We start from the raw sequence: 17,154 nt of genomic DNA on the forward strand, positions 1-17,154 counted from the left end.
ATGATCACAAAACAAAGCCTTGAGCGCTTAAAAGAGCAAGCAGACATTGTGACAATTATTGGCTCTTATATCGAGCTAAGGCGCAATGGAAGCAACTTTAGCGCGTGCTGTCCTTTCCATAATGAAAAAACGCCAAGCTTTGTCGTAAGCCCCGCACGCAATAGCTATCATTGCTATGGTTGCGGTGTCGGGGGCGATTGCATTTCGTTTGTGATGGAATATGAACATTTAAGCTTTAATCAAAGCGTTGAAAAAATCGCAGAAATGCTTAACTTCACGCTTGAATACGACACAAAAGTGCAAAAAAAGCAAAGCAATTTGCTAGAAAATACCACGAGATTCTATCAGCAGCAGCTTGCAAATAACGCGCAGATTCTGCAATACCTAAACTTACGCGGGATTTCTCAAGCAAATATAGAATCTTTCCAGCTAGGATATGCGCCGGCGGGCTTTGAGACGATAAAATTTCTCAACGACACAAAGCAAGATAAGCAAGAAGCGCTAGAATTTGGGATTATCGGAAGGGATAATACGAGGGAATTTGCGCGTTTTAGAGATCGCATAATTTTCCCCATACATTCAAGCAGTGGTAAGGTTGTGGGTTTTGGCGGACGCACGCTAGATTCAAACAATCCTGCAAAATATATCAACTCCCCACAAAGCAAGATTTTCAATAAATCAAAACTGCTCTATGGCTACTATTTTGCTAAAGATTCTATATTCCGAGAAAAAAAAGTCATCGTGTGTGAGGGCTATATTGATGTGATTATGCTGCATCAAGCGGGCTTTAAAAACGCTGTGGCGACGCTTGGCACGGCTTTGACAAATGAGCATTTGCCACTTTTGCAAAAAGGCGATCCAGAGATTATCCTAAGCTATGATGGCGATAAAGCAGGCATTGCCGCGGCATTGCGTGCAAGTAAAATGCTAAGTGCGAAATCCGCGCTTGGTGGCGTGGTGATTTTTGAAGGGGGCAAAGATCCCGCAGATATGGTGCAAAGTAGCGCACAAAATAGCCAAAATACGCAGAATCCAAATGGACAAAGCAACGGAATAGAGGAGCTCAAGCGCCTTTTCTCAAAGCCAATTCCTTTCATCGAGTTTGTGCTAACGCAAATCATCGCAACTTTTGATTTAACTAATCCGCTCTCCAAACAAAAAGCCCTCTTAGAATCTCAAGCTTTTCTTAAAACGCTCACGCCACTTTTGCAGGCAGAATATGTCGATTTCCTTGCCCAACAGCTCAAAATCACGCCAAATCTCATTAAGATTCACCGCGCAAGCCAAAGCACGCAAGCACAAACACAAATTTATGCGCAAACGCAAAATGATATTGCCGAAAGTGTGCTAATCTACACGCTTTTAGAGCATAGAGATTGGCTTGATACCGCGCTTGAATACATTGATAGCGATGTGTTTTTGCATTACAAAAAGGAATTTGAACTTCTCCTAAGTGGGCAAAATGCGCAAGAAAATGAGAATCTGCGCGCGCTGTGGATAAATGAAAATCTCAAAAGCCTAGAAACGATTGAAGAACTTAGGGCGCATTTGCGTATTCTCATCACGCAAGCCTATAAGCGAGATTTGCGCGCTGTGCCAAATCTTGGGCTAGATTCTAAGCAAAAATTAGAATCTCTTGCTACAATCAAGCAAAAAATTTCACAACTTCAAAAAGGAGAACTTATAAGCTATGAAAAAAGCTTTAGCACTTTTTAGCGGGGGCTGTGATAGCCTCATTGCTATGAAACTTCTTAAAGATCAAGGTATCGAGGTTATCGCGCTGCATTTTAATATCGGTTTTGGCGGGAATAAGGATAAGATGGAGTATTTCAAAAATGCCACCGCGCAAATCCCCGTAGAGCTCAAAGTCATTGATATACGCGAGCAGTTTTTTAACTCCGTGCTTTTCAAGCCAAAATATGGCTATGGCAAGTATTTCAACCCCTGCATTGACTGCCATGCAAATATGTTTGGCAATGCGTTTAACTACCTGCTAGAGTGTGGCGCGGACTTTGTCATCAGTGGCGAGGTGCTAGGACAGCGCCCAAAATCCCAACGCAAACAAGCACTTGATGAAGTGAGAAAGCTTGTGCGCGAAATTGGCAAAGATTCTAAGTTTGATAGAATCCTAAGCCGCGATGGAAGCGATAAGAGCAAGCCAAAAACGCTTGATGAGCTACTTTTGCGCCCGATGAGTGCAAAGCTCCTAGAGCCTAGCTTTGCAGAAAAAATGGGCTGGGTGGATAGAGATAAACTCCTTGATATAAGCGGGCGCAGTAGGACAAGGCAACTACAAATGATAGAATCCTATGGGTTCAAATATTTTGAAAAGCCCGGTGGCGGGTGCTTGCTCACGCAAGATTCTATCGCGCAAAAGATGAAAGACTTATCCACACACCGCACGATGATACTTGAAGATATCGAAATGATAAAAGTAGGGCGCTACCTCGTGCTAGAAAATGGCGCGCGCTGTGTGGTTGGCAGGAATGAAGAGGAAAATCAAAAGCTAAGCGCGCCAAATCCGCTGATGGAAAAAATCACGCTTTTAGATTCTATCGGACCGGTGGGATTGATAGAAAAAAGCGCGTCAAAAGAAGATAAGCTTTTAAGCGCGCGCATTGTGCTGGGCTATGCCAAAACGCAACAAGGGCAGGAATACAGCGTGCAGATTGGCGATGAGATTTTCACCACACAAGCGCTTGAAAAGGAAAAAAGCGCACAATATTTGCTACTGAAATCTTAAATTGTGAGATTAAAGGGCTTTTGGGATTTAAAAATTTAAAAAGGAGGGGCTTATGGATTTTTTAAAAATTGCCAAAGAGGTGCTAGAGATAGAATCTAGCGCGCTTTTAGATTCTATGAAAAGGCTAGATTCTAGCGAGCTTGAAAAAATTGTAAAGCTTATTGCAAATGCTAAGGGCAAGCTCATTGTCGTAGGCGTGGGGAAAAGCGGGCATATCGGCGCGAAAATCTCTGCCACACTTTCTAGCACAGGCACACCTAGCGCATTTTTGCACCCAACAGAAGCAATGCATGGTGATTTGGGAATGATACAAAAAGATGATGTGATTTTAGCCATAAGCTACAGCGGGGAAAGTCAAGAGTTACTTGATGTAATCCCACATATCAAACGCTTTGGGAATCCGATCATCACAATGAGCAAGGATAAAAATTCCTCGCTTTCAAAAATGGGGGATTTTTTTCTTAATATTTTTGTGGAAAAAGAAGCCTGTCCGCTTAACACCGCGCCCACAAGTTCCACAACGCTAACGCTCGCGCTTGGCGATGTGCTGGCTGTGTGCCTTATGCATTACAGGGATTTTAAGCACAACGATTTTGCCTCATTCCACCCGGGCGGGAGCTTGGGCAAAAGGCTGTTTGTGAAAATTAGAGATTTGATGCAAACACAGAATCTGCCTATTATTGAGTGGGACACGCCACTTAAAGAATCTATCGTGGTGATGACTCAAGCAAGGCTCGGAAATGCGCTTATCACAAAAAATGGGAAGCTTGTGGCGGTGCTAAGCGATGGGGACTTGCGCCGTGCGCTGCTAAAAGAGGATTTCAACCTAGAAGAAAATGTGTTAAAATACGCAACAAAGAGCCCAAAAACTTGCAAGAATGCCGATATGCTTGCCTTTGATGCGCTAAAATTTATCGAGGAAAACAAGATACAAATACTTGTCATCACGGACGAGCAGGACAAAATACAGGGCGTTATACACCTGCACACGCTGATTTCTGCTGGGATTAAATCGTAGATTCTGCAGAATCTAACCTTGCGAAGGTTAAGTAGGGGGATTTAGGAATATTAAGGAGGGAGCATGTTTGAACGCATTGATATAATTTTCCGCAATATCGAGGATATACGCGATGATATTAACATTCTTTTGGGCATGGCAAAAATTTCGATGCTTGATTATATTATGATTAAACGCGGCTCGCAGGACATGCCAGAGACATTGACTTTCACGCTACTTGGGCAAATTGACGCAGAAGTGGAAAAACTCAAAAAAGAAATAGACGCACTCAATAAGCTAAAAAGGGAAATGTTGGTGTTTTAAAATAATTTATTTGCATACCTTTGGCTCTAAATTAGAATTTTACATACACTCAAAAATACTTTTTACGCTTGCTTTAACATATTCCTCATAGCTAGGTAATGTTTCCTTTTGATTGTAGAAAAAAAGCTTAACAACAATACTTTGCTTGTCGTTGTTGCTTGTAATATGATCCTTAAAGGTATTTTTGAATCCTTCAAGCTTAAAGCGTGCGATATTTTGTCCTTGCTTTAATCCCTTTGGGTCGATAAATATTATCGTATAGACACTAGTTTCTTTATGCCTTAACCAAAAAATAAAGTCTGGATAGAATCTTTTTTCGCTTTGCACTTCTTCATCAAAATATGGAATATAAATTTCATCAATATTTTCTACAAGTTTACTAAAACACCATTCATAAGCTTTTAAAACATTATCATCAAGCTTTATATATTCTTTTAATTCCTTTAAAAACTCAATTTCACTTGGTATTTTAATGCTATTATGAAATTTTATCATCATTTTCTTTGGAAATTAAGGGGCTATAATAATGCTCTTTTAATTCAGCATCAATAGTGTAGCCCATAAATTTAGCCTCTTGAGCTGCTTCTTTGAGTTTTAAGACTTCATCTATGCTGATTTTTCCTGCTTCAAACTCTGCTTTTAACTCTTTATCACTTTTTGCTCTTGAAACTTCTTTTATTTTTTGATTTAATTCCTCAATCATATTATAATTTAGTGTGCTTGTAAAATGATGAAAATGCTTTATCTCATCATTTATTGGTTCAAATTTTTCTAGCACCTTATAGCTTCTTGTAAAAAAGTTATCAAGCATTTTTAGCATTTTTTCATAGTCATGAAATTGTTTTCTGCCTTCTATCACGGCTATATTGCTTTTATTTTTGATTTTTTCTAAAGTCTTAAAACCTAAAGCCTCGCTTTTTAAATTAGCACTTAAAAGCAAAACATCTTCATCATAACTTTGCATAAAATCACAAAGCCCATTATAATCATCTTGTGAAATCTTATAGCTTCTTTCTTGCATAGCTTCTGTCTTATATTTTGGCACATATAAAGGCTTAAAAGTTTGATTTTTTCTAAAGCCTTTTAGGGCTTTTTTCGAGCTAAATTGCTGCATTTTTTCTAAGATATATTTAATCGCTTCTTTATCGCTAGCCATGATAAAAAGCGTTTCAAGCCATTGATTTTTAAAGCCTAGTTTTGCGCTTATATCAAAGCTTTTTAAGCCACATTTTTCAAGTCTTTTACGCAAGTATGCAAAAGGCTCGATTCTTACACCCCTACCAATGGTTTGTAAAACATATTTTTTTGCCTGCGTGCTACCTATATTGATAAAATTTATGATATTCACGCGGTTACTATCCCAGCCCTCGCTAAAAACCTTGCTACCCATCATTATATTTATAGGCGAATTTATATCATTAATATTTGCAAAATATCCTTGCTCTAAATCCTCGCCTATATCAATTCCTAGTTTAATAATATATTCTTTTTGCCACTCCTTAATATTTCCTATATTTAAAAGTAAAAAGGGCTTACTTGCATTCTTGCTTTTAAAAACAAGTTCCTTATCATTACCCTTTATCTTGCAAGCCTCAATGCCAGCATTTGCACTTGCATAAAATACACTTTGTTTTACCTCATCTAAGCTTATGTCTTTTAGCTTTTCTATAAGTGCATTATCTAAATAATACGTCCCAAAATATAAGCTTGCTTTTTCTAAATCCTTGCAAAGTTTTGCTAATAAACCCTCAAAGTCCTTAACCTCGCCTTTAACTATCTTTAATATAGCTTCAAAATATAGCTTTATACCAGCTATTTTCGTATTTACCTTATCTGAAACTGCTATGATTAAAGGATTATGATAAAGCAATTTTTTATGTTCATCTTTCTCAAAAGAATTTTCAAACTGCGTAAAAAGCTCCTTTTTAGCCTTTAAAATAGCCGCAAAGATAATAAAACTTTGCATGATTTTTTCAAGCTGTTCTGCCTCGTTTTCTCCACTTGAAAAAGCCTTTAAATCAGAATCTAGCACAGCGATATTTTTACCATAGCCATCAAGATTAAACTTTTCCAAATTATAATTAAACGCACAAGTTTGCATATCAATTTCATCATCAAAAGTCGCAGAGAAATTAAAGATAAATCCACTTGGTTTAGCATCTTGCCTAAGTCCTTTTGCAAGCTCATTGATATAGTTTTTGCGCGTTGAAAAGCCACTATCGCCCCTATGTGCTTCATCAAGCAGGATATACCAGCCATTTTCGCATAAATAATTTTTATAATTTAGCCTTTTTGCCTTTTTATCTTTGCCTACATTTGCTTCATTATCAAGTAAATCACTGCGCGCTATATACAGCTTGCACGCACTTTCAAAAAGATTTGGCGCACTTTGTTTTTCATATTCTTTAAGTTCTAGAATCTGAATAGGCTTTTCTTGAAAATTATTATAAAGCAAGATGGTGTTTTTAAATTGTTCTAAAATTTTATCATTTGGAGCAAGGAGCATTATGGGCTTAGATTCTAATTCTTTTTTATGCATAAGCATAGCTAAAATCGCAATAAGCTTTATCATAACAATGGTTTTTCCACTCCCAGTTGCCATCCAAAAACTCGCGCGATTGATATTCTCAAGTTTTAGCCTACTATCATAACTTTGATAATGTGCTAGCAAGCCCTTTATATCATAAGTTCCTTGAGGAATAGGGCATTCTTTAAAAAGCATTAAAGCAATAATAGCATTTCTAAGGGCTTCACTTTGATAGCTTTCAAGTGTGATTTTATCACTAAAACTAGTAAAATCAATACTTTCTAAAATATCATTAAAGCTAGTTTTATCAATGCGTTGATTAATGATTTCATTAAGTATTAAAGTATCGGCTTTTTGTGTATTTTGCTTTTTGCTCATTTATTTTCCTTTGTGCGATTACTTAAGGCTTTATATTCTGCTTCAAGTATATTTTTATCGTCTTTATCGGCTTCTAAAGCCTGCTCTTTTTTTCTTTTTTTATCAAAAATTTCATATTTTGGCATAACTATATTTTTCATCTGCTCATTTGAAATGCTTCCATTTCCTTTTAAAATTTCTAAGCCTTGAAATTTAAGCAAGGTATCTACATTTTCTTTCCAAAAATCCATAGTTAAAACTTGTTTTGATTTAACACGAAGCTCAGCAGATTCTAAAAACACATTTACTAAGCGATTTAGGCTATCTAGTTCATCTTTATTAAGGTAATTTTTAGCAATGATAATATCGCCCTTTCTTACAACATTGCCCTTAAAGCTTGTAAGCCCCATATTTAAAGCATTTTCATTAGCTCTTGTGCAAATAAGTTCAGCCGCACTTTGTCCTGTGATAGCAAAAAGCAACTTATTTTGTATATTTGCAAAAAACATTTGTGTTGTTTTATCGCTTGCATCATAATCTACGCTTAAAGCAAAAAGATCACGAACCTTTTGATAAAATCTCTTTTCACTGGCTCTAATATCTCTAATTTGCTCTAAAAGCTCATCAAAATAATCAGTCCTACCATTTGGATTTTTAAGCCTATCAGTATCGATGATAAAGCCTTTTTGAAGATAATGTCTAAGATTTTCATTCGCCCAAATTCTAAACTGCACGCCTCTTTTACTACGCACACGAAAACCAACAGCCAAAATCATCTCTAAAGAATAAATTTTTATTTTATATTGCTTGGAATCTGTAGCGGTTGTCAAGTAATCCTTGACAACTGAAATATCGCTTAACTCCCCATCTTTTAGGATATTTGCTATATGTAAGCTAATATTTTGCTTGGAGGTAGCAAAAAGTTTTGCCATATCATTTTGAGAAAGCCAAACGCTACTGCCTAGCTCATAAAGCTCGACTTGTGTTTTTCCATCTTTAGCGGTATAGATTATTGGGGGATGCATTATTATTTAGCCTTTTTATCAACGCATATTTTATATGAGTTAGCTATTCTTACTTCTTTTCCACCAACTTCAGCGGTAAAAAACTTTTCAAATATGATATTGGAAAAATTGTCTATGTCTTTTATTTCATGTATTTTAAATTTCCCATCTTTAATTAAATTAGGATTGTATTTTTTTGCATATTCTAAATATTTGTTAGCATCCTCATTTGTTATGCTCTCTAGTTTATCTACTATCAAAGCTAAAGTCTTCAATTTTGACTTGTTTATCTTAGATAGCTCTATATCCTCTGCAATATCTAAAAATGGATATTTTTCAGTGTTTGTAAAATTTTTCCAATCATCCTCATTTGCATCTCTATAGTATTTTAAAAAATGAGGAAATATTTTTTCTAGGTTGATAAACTTAGCAAAATATATCTTTTTTTGTTTTTGCTCCCAATATACATCAGGTTTTGGTAAAATAGGTATAGAAATTTCTTCTTCAATGCTTATTTTATTTCCTAATTTAAACCAAAGCAATGATTTTTTCTCTATTCTTTGACTTGGCATTACCCTTTGAATATATAATTTTATATCACTGTTGGCTTGATCTTTTTCAAAAAAATAAAATGTTTCTATAGATTTAAGGTCTTCTCCTTTTGCCATGTTGCAACTTGTAGAATTTAAAATACGATTCAAATATGGCTCTATATCCTCATCGTTAGTCTCAATGAAAAATATTTCATCATCATCAAGCTTATAATTCAAACCGTCTTTAGTAAAATCTATTTCTACATAATCCTTAACATTGAAATCCCATATATCAGATTCAATATTTTCAATAAGCTTATAAAAGCCATTTTTTCCTTTTCCATAAACGCTACTCATTTTTAATTCTCCTTTCTATAATCAAAATATACAAAATTATTTAATCGTATTAAGGTTGAATATTTGTGTGTATCCTTAATATTTTCTTTTGAAATTAAAAATATTTTGTAACCAGCAAATTCTTGATTTGTGGAATCTATTTCTATCTCATAAAAGTGATAACCATAAAAAAGCAAATATGGATTAAAATAAGAAAATTTACCCTTAAGTATTAAGAGATAGATACATGTAAAAACTAAAGCAAAAATAATCCAACTATAAAACACATTATGCTTATCGTAAGGAATGCTTAAAGCAATGACAAAATAAGTTATGTAAATGGGTATGTATTTTGGTTCAGCAATTTCAACCTTGCAACATATCATACTATCATTAGGCTTGCATTTCTTTTTAATTGTGTAAATATACAAATAAGATATAGCAGCCGCAACACAAATAATAATTACAGACAAATATATATTATTTAGTTTAAAACTAAAAATATCAATATAAATATCAGTATTTTTTATAATAAAAAATACAATTAATGGCGTTAAAGACATAAATACATAAGTGAAATAAAAACACCTTAAAAATATTAGAAACACTAACACTTCTCACTTCTCCCAAAAGATAAGGTTTTTTAGTCGTGGGTATTTTTGTATATCTATGCTATCAATTTGCACTATGTCGCCACTATCAAATTCGCAGGTTTCTATGCCTTGGTTATCAAGAAAAACTCTTTTGATTTTAACGCCATTTAGGTTGCTAAGTGTAGTAAATATATCAAAATCCTCTCTATAATCACTCATATCTAAATGCGCTATTTTGTCTTTTTGTATTGTTTTTATAAGTTTGCGGGATTTTTTATAGTCTATTATTGCTTGGTATTTTTGCAGATTTTGTGGATTGCTTCGCTCGCTTTGCTTACTCGCAATGACAGCAGAATCTAGCACATATTCACAATTTGCTAAGGCTTCATCATAGCTTTCTAGTTCGTAGTATTTAAAAGCTCCGCCGCCTTTATAATCCACTTCTTTGCTAATCCCGCTTGCGAAACCTGCTATAACTTTTTTCATACGAGGAATAATAACTTTATAAAAATGCTCACCCATTTCTACACCTAACCATTTACGCCCTAGTTTTTGGGCTGTAGCTATAGTTGTTCCACTACCTGCAAAAAAATCTAAAATTATAGAATCTTTATTGCTACTTGCTTTTACAATTCGTTGTAGCAAAGCTTCTGGTTTTTGGGTAAGATTAGAATCCGATTCTACACGTTCGGTAGAAGTTGAACCTATAATTGGAATATTCCACATTGTATCAACATATCTATCGTATGAAGTTTCATATATAATATTTCCATTTTCATCTCTTGCCCTCATATTTTTACCATCTCTACCCTCTCTTTTGCTTAGCACTACTGGCTGTTCTCTCAATTCTTTCTGACGATAAAAAATAAAATTTTCCGTTTTCGATGAATTTAAAATGGATTCCGTGTTTTTTGCAAAACTATTGCCACTATTGGCCATTTTATTTGAATAATACCAAATCACCTCATTTCTAAAATTATCCTCTCCAAAAATATTATTTAAAAGTTCACGTCCACGATAGTTTGCATTATGGTCTAAATGCAGATAAAAGCTCCCCTTACTACTTAACAAATCTCTTGCTAGCTCAAGGCGATTATGCATTAAGCTTAGCCATGTAGAATCTTGGAATTTATCTTTGTATTCAAAATCGCTACCTGTATTAAAAGGTGGGTCAATATAAATCAAATCAATTTTATTTTGATACTTTGGCATAAGGGTATTTAGGGCTTGAAAATTATCACTTTTGATAAGCTCGCCATCAAGATGATTTTCAAGATTATCAAAAAGGCTTAGGATCTTAAAAGTCGTTTCTTTACTAAAATGCTTTGTATCAAGGGGTAGGAATTGATACTGTTTTTCTTGCTTGCTATTGTTGGTTTCATTTTCTTGCAACGATAAAGAACCTAAAATTTCCAAAAACTCATTAGCATTAAAATTTTCACTAGCAAGCTTTAAATCCTGCCATTCTTTTAGCTGCGATTCAAAGCCTTTATCTTGTGTTAAATTTAACAAAAATTCCTGCCACAAGCCTTGTTCTTTAATCTGCTTTGCAATCTTATCAAGGCTAAAAACATAATGCGTCTTTTTAGCAAATTTGGGCTTTAACCAAATTGCTTTTAGCTCGTCCTCAAAATCAGCGATTAAATCTATCGTTAGCTTCGCGGCGTCTTTAATCTTTGCGATTTTTGCTAAAGTCTCTTGCGTAAAATCACCTAATTTATCATCTTTATGCAAGTAAGAAAAAAGCCACAAGTCAAATTGTTCGTTTAAAAACTCGCGCGCATTTTTATGGATAAAAAAATCCACTTCATTTTGCCTTTTATAGCTTGCAAAATCCTTTTTTAGATTTTCTTCTTTAAGTTTATATTTTTTTAGCTCTTTTATAAAATCTTCGCTAAATTCGTTTGAGTTTTGCTTGAAAACATTGCTAAGATTCTCAAAAAGTTCTTTTTGATTGCTTACTTTTATAATTATTGTTAAATCCTGCTCCTCTTTTTCTATGCTAGCTATTTTAAAAATTATTTTGTTTTTTGTATTATCAGCATTTTGTTTAAACTCGCTCGCATCAAATTTAAGTATATAATTTTCACCCTCAAATTCCATGCTTTTATAAAGTGTATCAGATTTTACATAGTATAAATCCTGCGTTTTATAAAATAAGCTTGTATCGCTAGAATTGCTATAAACTCTAGCATAAATGTTTTTATAGATGGGGGTATTATTAAAAAATGGCGTGCCTGTTTCGTTTAGATAGGTATCAAAAAAGGTATAAAGCTTGTTATAAATATCTTGATTTTCATGAGTATCTGCACCTATGAAATTTTCTAGTTTTGATTTTAAGTGTTTAAAATATTTTGCCTTAATTTCAAGCAAATTTGTAAAACCGCTTTTATCTTTTATATCTTTAATTTTTGAGCCAAGATAGCAAGATTCTAATCTTGAGTAAAATTCTAATTTATGATTCATTTTCTGCCTTTTATAGTAAATTTTGGCACTGCTATATTATCAGAAATAGCCTTAAATACTAATAGTAATTAACTTTTTATGGCTAGCTGGTAAGCTTTTACCAATCTCTCTAAATCATACCTAGCATTTCGTGGGCTTGTGGAAGGTAAGGTGTGGATTTTTAGGTTATTTATAGTGTGTGTTTGCTGTGATTGATAGATTTTGAAAAGTTTTGTGGCAGTCGCGCCATTTAGACAGATGGTGCGGATATTTGTATTTTTAATAAGCGCGTAAATATCATTAAACGCATGGACTTTGAGACTTGCATCATCAGAGCGCGTTATCTCGCATTGCTTAGTAATATCCCATAGCACAAGCCCGTGCCTTGTGAGAAAGTCCTGATATGTCGCGATATTTACAGAATCTAGCGGCGGCAGATTCTCACCAAAAATCGCGCAAAGCAGCTTCCAAAAGCGATTTTGCTTGTTCGCATAATAAAACCCCACTTCACGCGACACCACAGAAGGAAACGAGCCTAGTATCAGAATCCTAGAATCCTCATCAACCCTCGTCGGCGCAAATGGATGGATTTGCATATCAGCATTCAAGGCTAGTCCACCTTTTGTGCTAAACCAACCTGTGGGTGCACCTTTCATTTCCTCCCATCTTCTAGCACTTTACGCACTCCGTTAGATTCTATTTCTACAACAACATAAGGCAACCCTTGTTTATTTAGTTCTTTCATAAATGGGTCGGGGTCGTTTTGCTCGATATTCCAGATTCCAGCTCCCTGCGTTGCATTTGAGCGATAAATTGCGGATTGTTCGCTCAATGCTTGGTCATTTGCGTCTAGCAAACTCCCTTCGCCTTTCGCTCCAAAACCACAATTTCTCATCTCAACTGCTTCCGCATGGTTTTCGTTTGCCAACTCAACAGCATTATCAATACCCTGATATTCCCCGCCTTTTGGCATATCGCTATTGAGTTTTAAACGCTCGGCGTTAAAATCCATAGAATCTGAAAAATGTGGATTTTGCGAAGATTGAGTGAAAGCCACATTTTTGGGCTGCCCAATGCCCCATTTCCCCTCGCATATCAGCTTCGCTCCAATCATCGCTGGAACGCCTGTTGTATAGCTCACACCTTGTGCATTTACCTCACGATAGCAAGCCTCATGGTCGCAAATATTATAAATATAAATTGTGCGCTCCTTGCCGTCCTTCGCGCCCTTCATATAGCAGCCAATATGCGTTTGCCCCTTTGTGCGAGGCGCAAGGCTTGCAGGGTCTGGCAGCAGCGTTTTTAGCACCTGAATAGGCACTAAATTTGTGCCATTATGCGCCACCTCATCAACGCGCAAAAGCCCAACATTCTCAAGGCATTTCATGTGTGTTAAATAGCTTTCCCCAAAAGTCATAAAAAAGCGGATTTTACGCAACCCTCGGATATTTCGCACAAGAGATTCCAACTCCTCATGATAGAGCAAATATGAATTTTTCACGCCAACCTCTGGGTATTCCCATTCTTTCATTAATTTTAGCGGCGCAACATCTCGCCAAGTCCCGCCCGCATAAGGCTCATTACGCAAATCCTGCGTGTTAGAATCTAGCTTAAAATGCTTTTCCTCGCGCTCAAATTTGCGATAGATTTTATCCTCTTGTAGGTCGGGGTTTAACGCAGAATCTGCGCTCCCTGCTTTCTCGCCCAATACTGACGAATCCCTCGTCCAATAGCGCGCTTTGCTAGAGACTTCACGCAAATTTATTTCTGGATTAAAATTAGTCGCAAAGGCATAGCCGTGATCCCCCGCGTTGCAATCCAAAATATCGATGCTATGGATTTCATCAAAATAATGCTTTTGCGCGTAGGCACAAAAAACATTTGTAACGCCCGGGTCAAAGCCGCTACCAAGCAGCCCAAAAATCCCCGCTTTTTTGTAGCGCGCATCATAAGCCCATTGCTCCTTATACTCAAAATGCGCGGAGTCTGGGTGCTCGTAGTTTGCGGTATCAAGATAATGCACCCCTGTGCGTAGGCAGGCTTCCATAATGCTTAAATCCTGATAAGGCAGCGCGACATTCACCACCACAAGCGGTTTTACGCGCTCAATCAAAGCCACCAAGCTATCCACATTATCTGCATCAACTTCTGCAATTTCGATTTCTCCCAAGCCCTTAGAGCGCACAGAATCTGCTATTGCTTTGCATTTGCTAAGTGTGCGGCTAGCTAGCACGATATGTGAGAAAACCTCCCTATTTTGCGCGCATTTATGCGCCACAACACCGCCAACGCCCCCCGCTCCGATTTGTAAAACTACTGCCATATTTGCTCCTTAGTTGCTTTAAGCTGGATTCTATCTCAAAGCCCTAGATAAAGGGCGGATTCTATCAAAATTTTCTAAAAATGTGTAGAATCCTAAACTCTTGCTTAAATTGTAAAAATACGCTGTGGGCGTTGTTTTAAAGCCTTTATAATGAAAGAACATACCTCGTGTATGAAACCAACATAAAGGATACATAATGAGGCTTTTGTTTCTTGCGCTACTAAGCACGATGTTTCTCACCGCAACGAGTATTGACACAAGCAAAATAAGTGTGACTTGGACTGCTTATAAAACACCGCAAAAAGTCGCTGTGAGCGGAAGTTTTGGCGATATCAAGTTTAAGTTTGGTAAGCAGAAAAAAACTCTCGCGCAAACGCTACAAAACGCAAGCGCTGTGATTGATCCTATGAAGGCTGATCTCAAAGATGAGGTCAAAAATAAAAACATACGCGAGCATTTCTTTGCAAAATTTGAAGGCAAGGAAATCAAGGTGACGCTCAAAAATGTCATCGAAGGCAAGGACTGCGGGAGCATACTAGCCACTGTCAAAATGAATGGCAAAAGCGCAAAAATCCCTATGGAATACACCATCACAAATGGAATTCTAAAGGCTGAAGGCTTGCTTGATTTAAGTCTTTTTAAGCTGGATTCTGCGAGAGAGAATCTACAGAAAAAAGTCGCAATCGAACATGAGGGGATAACTTGGCCACAGGTAAAAATTGCCTTTCAAGCGCCTGTAAAGCCATAGCTGCATCTTAGATTCTCAATTTATTTTGAGAATCTAAGGCATTACAAAAAAAAATCTAGATTCTACTCCGCGATAACTTCGCATTTTACGAGCTTTGTTTTTTGACCTTTTTTACAATTGTTGGCTTTTGCGTGCCTTCAATGCATTGCTTACTTATCGTTATTTCACAACCATTGAGCTCTGGTAAATCATACATTAAGTCATTTATATGCTCTTCAATAATCGAGCGCAATCCACGCGCACCGATTTTTCGCGCAATGGCAAGTTGGGCAATCTTTGCCACAGCACCTTTATCAAACTCTAGTTTCACATTATCCATCGCAAAAAGCTTTTGATACTGCTTAATAAGCGCATTTTTAGGCTGTGTGAGGATTGCTATCATTGCTTTTTCATCGATTGGATTAAGCGTGGTAATCACCGGCAAGCGCCCGATAAGCTCTGGAATCAGCCCATAACTCACCAAATCATCTGGCTCAACCAAATGCAAAAGATAGCTTTCATCGCTTTTGCCATGTTTCTGCCCGTGGAATCCCAGCACATTCCCGCCCACGCGCCTTTTAATAATCTCGCTCAACCCATCAAATGCCCCACCACAAATAAACAAAATATGGCTTGTGTCAAGCTGTATAAACTCCTGATTTGGGTGCTTTCTGCCACCTTTTGGCGGGATATTTACCACACTTCCTTCGATAATTTTCAAAAGCGCTTGTTGCACACCTTCCCCACTCACATCGCGCGTTATAGAGCGATTTTCAGAAAGGCGCGAAATTTTATCAATCTCATCGATAAACACAATCCCTCTCTGCGCGCGCTCGATATCGCCATCTGCAGCCTGATAAAGGCGCGTTAAGATATTTTCCACATCTTCGCCTACATAGCCTGCCTCTGTCAAGCTTGTCGCATCTGAAATAGCAATTGGCACATCTAAAAATCGAGCCAAAGTCTGCGCCATAAGCGTTTTCCCGCTCCCTGTTGGTCCTATAAGCAAGATATTTGATTTTGAGATTTCCACATCTTTGAGAGATTCCAATGCAGATTTTGCGGAATTTGCGGAATCTAAAGCATTTAAAGCGCCCGCGTTCATCTCCATACTTATGCGCTTGTAATGATTATACACCGCTACGCAAAAAACCTTTTTCGCCTCATCTTGCCCAATGACATATTCATCAAGCTTTGCGTGCAATTCTTTTGGCGTTGGGATACGAATATGCGGATTTTGCGTCTCCTCTGCAATGTAGGGCTTGTCATGCTTACTTAGTATGCTTTCCCCACTTCTTATGCAATTTCTACAAATAAACACATCTTGCCCGGTTTTATTCCCTGTCAAAATAAGATTATTTGGCGTCTCTGGGCTTCCACAGAAGCTACAATACTTAGTCATTGTGTCTGTCCTTATTTTTTATAGCAATTCCCCTTGTGTTTGAGAGGATAAACTCACAAATATAGCGTTGCGCTTGAGAAATATTCGGGGATTCTAACTCTTTTTGTGCGAGCTCTTTAATCGGTGCGGTGTGAGAAAATAGCTTTTTATACAAAGCCGAGATTCCATCGATCTCCTCTCTATTAAACATCTTGCGTAGGCGATGCTTGTTTAGCCCGATGATTGCCGCATGATTCCCATGCGCCATACAATAAGGGGGCAAATCCTGCACGAGCGCGCTAAAAGCAGCCACCATACAGCCATCGCCGATTTTCACAAATTGATGCGCAGCCGACACACCACCAAAATTCACATAATCACCCACATGCACATGTCCGCCAAGTGTCGCCACATTTGCAAAAATGCAATGATTCCCCACGACGCAATCATGCGCCACATGCGCATACGCCATAAAAAGATTGTTGCTTCCTATTGTCGTTTTACCGCCTCCGCCTTGCGTGCCTTTATTGAGCGTGACGCATTCTCTTATGATATTATCATCACCGATGACAAGTTCCGTATTTTCACCCGCATATTTCAAATCCTGCGGTGGCACGCCCACGCACGCACCATTAAAAATCTTATTACGCGCGCCAAGTGTCGTATTCCCTGTGATCGTTACATTATTGCCTATTTCACAATCATCACCAATGACAACCCCTGCATCAATCACGCAAAAATGCCCGATTTTGACATTTTTACCTATCTTTGCGCCACTTGCGATGACGGAATGAGGAGAAATTCCTTCCATAGCCCTCTCCTTAAAATTTAACTCTTTTTAAATTATATTCTCTAATTGCCACA

General features: G+C 37.2%; 14 protein-coding genes and 1 pseudogene. 5 read left to right on the forward strand and 10 right to left on the reverse strand.

Going from position 1 to position 17,154, the window contains the following annotated elements; all coding sequences use genetic code 11:
• The 4 genes from dnaG to CQA49_RS04365 all read left to right on the forward strand — a co-directional run bounded on the left by dnaG (position 1) and on the right by CQA49_RS04365 (position 4,064).
• The gene (dnaG, locus tag CQA49_RS04350; protein WP_115574752.1) at positions 1-1,716 is read left to right on the forward strand and encodes a DNA primase; all 1,716 of its coding nucleotides are present in this window, start codon (positions 1-3) and stop codon (positions 1,714-1,716) included.
• A complete protein-coding gene (locus tag CQA49_RS04355; protein WP_115574753.1) occupies positions 1,691-2,743 on the forward strand; it encodes a 7-cyano-7-deazaguanine synthase in 1,053 nt (350 codons plus the stop codon). Before dnaG ends, CQA49_RS04355 begins: the two co-directional genes overlap by 26 nt.
• A 52-nt stretch (positions 2,744-2,795) precedes the next feature.
• Positions 2,796-3,761, forward strand: coding sequence for an SIS domain-containing protein (locus tag CQA49_RS04360; protein ID WP_115574754.1), 966 nt, complete (start codon positions 2,796-2,798; stop codon positions 3,759-3,761).
• A 63-nt stretch (positions 3,762-3,824) separates the two neighbouring features.
• Entirely contained in the window at positions 3,825-4,064 is a 240-nt protein-coding gene (locus CQA49_RS04365; protein WP_115574755.1) for a DUF2443 family protein, read from the forward strand.
• Positions 4,065-4,103: 39 nt separating this feature from the next.
• Here CQA49_RS04365 and CQA49_RS10465 read toward each other — a convergent pair whose 3' ends face one another.
• The 8 genes and pseudogenes from CQA49_RS10465 to CQA49_RS09995 form a co-directional block, all read right to left on the reverse strand.
• Positions 4,104-4,559 (reverse strand): hypothetical protein, encoded by a 456-nt coding sequence (locus CQA49_RS10465; RefSeq protein WP_258864185.1) that lies wholly within the window; start codon positions 4,557-4,559, stop codon positions 4,104-4,106.
• Entirely contained in the window at positions 4,543-6,969 is a 2,427-nt protein-coding gene (locus CQA49_RS04370; RefSeq protein WP_258864186.1) for a DEAD/DEAH box helicase family protein, read from the reverse strand. The genes CQA49_RS10465 and CQA49_RS04370 overlap by 17 nt, the downstream gene beginning before the upstream one ends.
• A complete protein-coding gene (locus CQA49_RS04375) occupies positions 6,966-7,973 on the reverse strand; it encodes a virulence RhuM family protein (RefSeq protein ID WP_115574756.1) in 1,008 nt (335 codons plus the stop codon). Before CQA49_RS04375 ends, CQA49_RS04370 begins: the two co-directional genes overlap by 4 nt.
• Before the next feature lie 2 nt (positions 7,974-7,975).
• Positions 7,976-8,842, reverse strand: coding sequence for a hypothetical protein (locus CQA49_RS04380; protein WP_115574757.1), 867 nt, complete (start codon positions 8,840-8,842; stop codon positions 7,976-7,978).
• Positions 8,843-9,438: 596 nt separating this feature from the next.
• Positions 9,439-11,880, reverse strand: coding sequence for a site-specific DNA-methyltransferase (locus CQA49_RS04390; RefSeq protein ID WP_115574759.1), 2,442 nt, complete (start codon positions 11,878-11,880; stop codon positions 9,439-9,441).
• A gap of 68 nt (positions 11,881-11,948) precedes the next feature.
• The gene (locus CQA49_RS04395; protein WP_115574760.1) at positions 11,949-12,515 is read right to left on the reverse strand and encodes a DNA-deoxyinosine glycosylase; all 567 of its coding nucleotides are present in this window, start codon (positions 12,513-12,515) and stop codon (positions 11,949-11,951) included.
• A gap of 422 nt (positions 12,516-12,937) precedes the next feature.
• A pseudogene (locus CQA49_RS04400) lies at positions 12,938-14,182 on the reverse strand (saccharopine dehydrogenase family protein); the annotation flags it as partial.
• Between the two features lie 30 nt (positions 14,183-14,212).
• Positions 14,213-14,377, reverse strand: a complete 165-nt coding sequence (locus CQA49_RS09995) for a hypothetical protein (protein WP_181882604.1) — start codon at positions 14,375-14,377, stop codon at positions 14,213-14,215.
• A gap of 1 nt (position 14,378) precedes the next feature.
• Between CQA49_RS09995 and CQA49_RS04405 the strand changes: the two genes are divergently transcribed.
• Complete coding sequence (locus CQA49_RS04405) at positions 14,379-14,930, forward strand: hypothetical protein (protein ID WP_115574762.1); 552 nt, start codon at positions 14,379-14,381, stop codon at positions 14,928-14,930.
• 85 nt (positions 14,931-15,015) lie between these two features.
• On the opposite strand, the gene clpX is transcribed toward CQA49_RS04405, so the two are convergent.
• Together clpX and lpxA are read right to left on the reverse strand one after the other, a co-directional pair.
• Positions 15,016-16,311, reverse strand: coding sequence for an ATP-dependent protease ATP-binding subunit ClpX (gene clpX, locus CQA49_RS04410; RefSeq protein WP_115574763.1), 1,296 nt, complete (start codon positions 16,309-16,311; stop codon positions 15,016-15,018).
• Positions 16,304-17,101 carry an acyl-ACP--UDP-N-acetylglucosamine O-acyltransferase gene (gene lpxA, locus CQA49_RS04415; protein WP_115574764.1) on the reverse strand — a complete coding sequence of 266 codons (798 nt, stop codon included), beginning with the start codon at positions 17,099-17,101 and terminating at the stop codon, positions 16,304-16,306. Before lpxA ends, clpX begins: the two co-directional genes overlap by 8 nt.
• Between the last annotated feature and the right edge of the window lie 53 nt (positions 17,102-17,154).

It is taken from the genome of Helicobacter sp. MIT 00-7814, assembly GCF_003364115.1.
GTDB lineage: Bacteria > Campylobacterota > Campylobacteria > Campylobacterales > Helicobacteraceae > Helicobacter_F.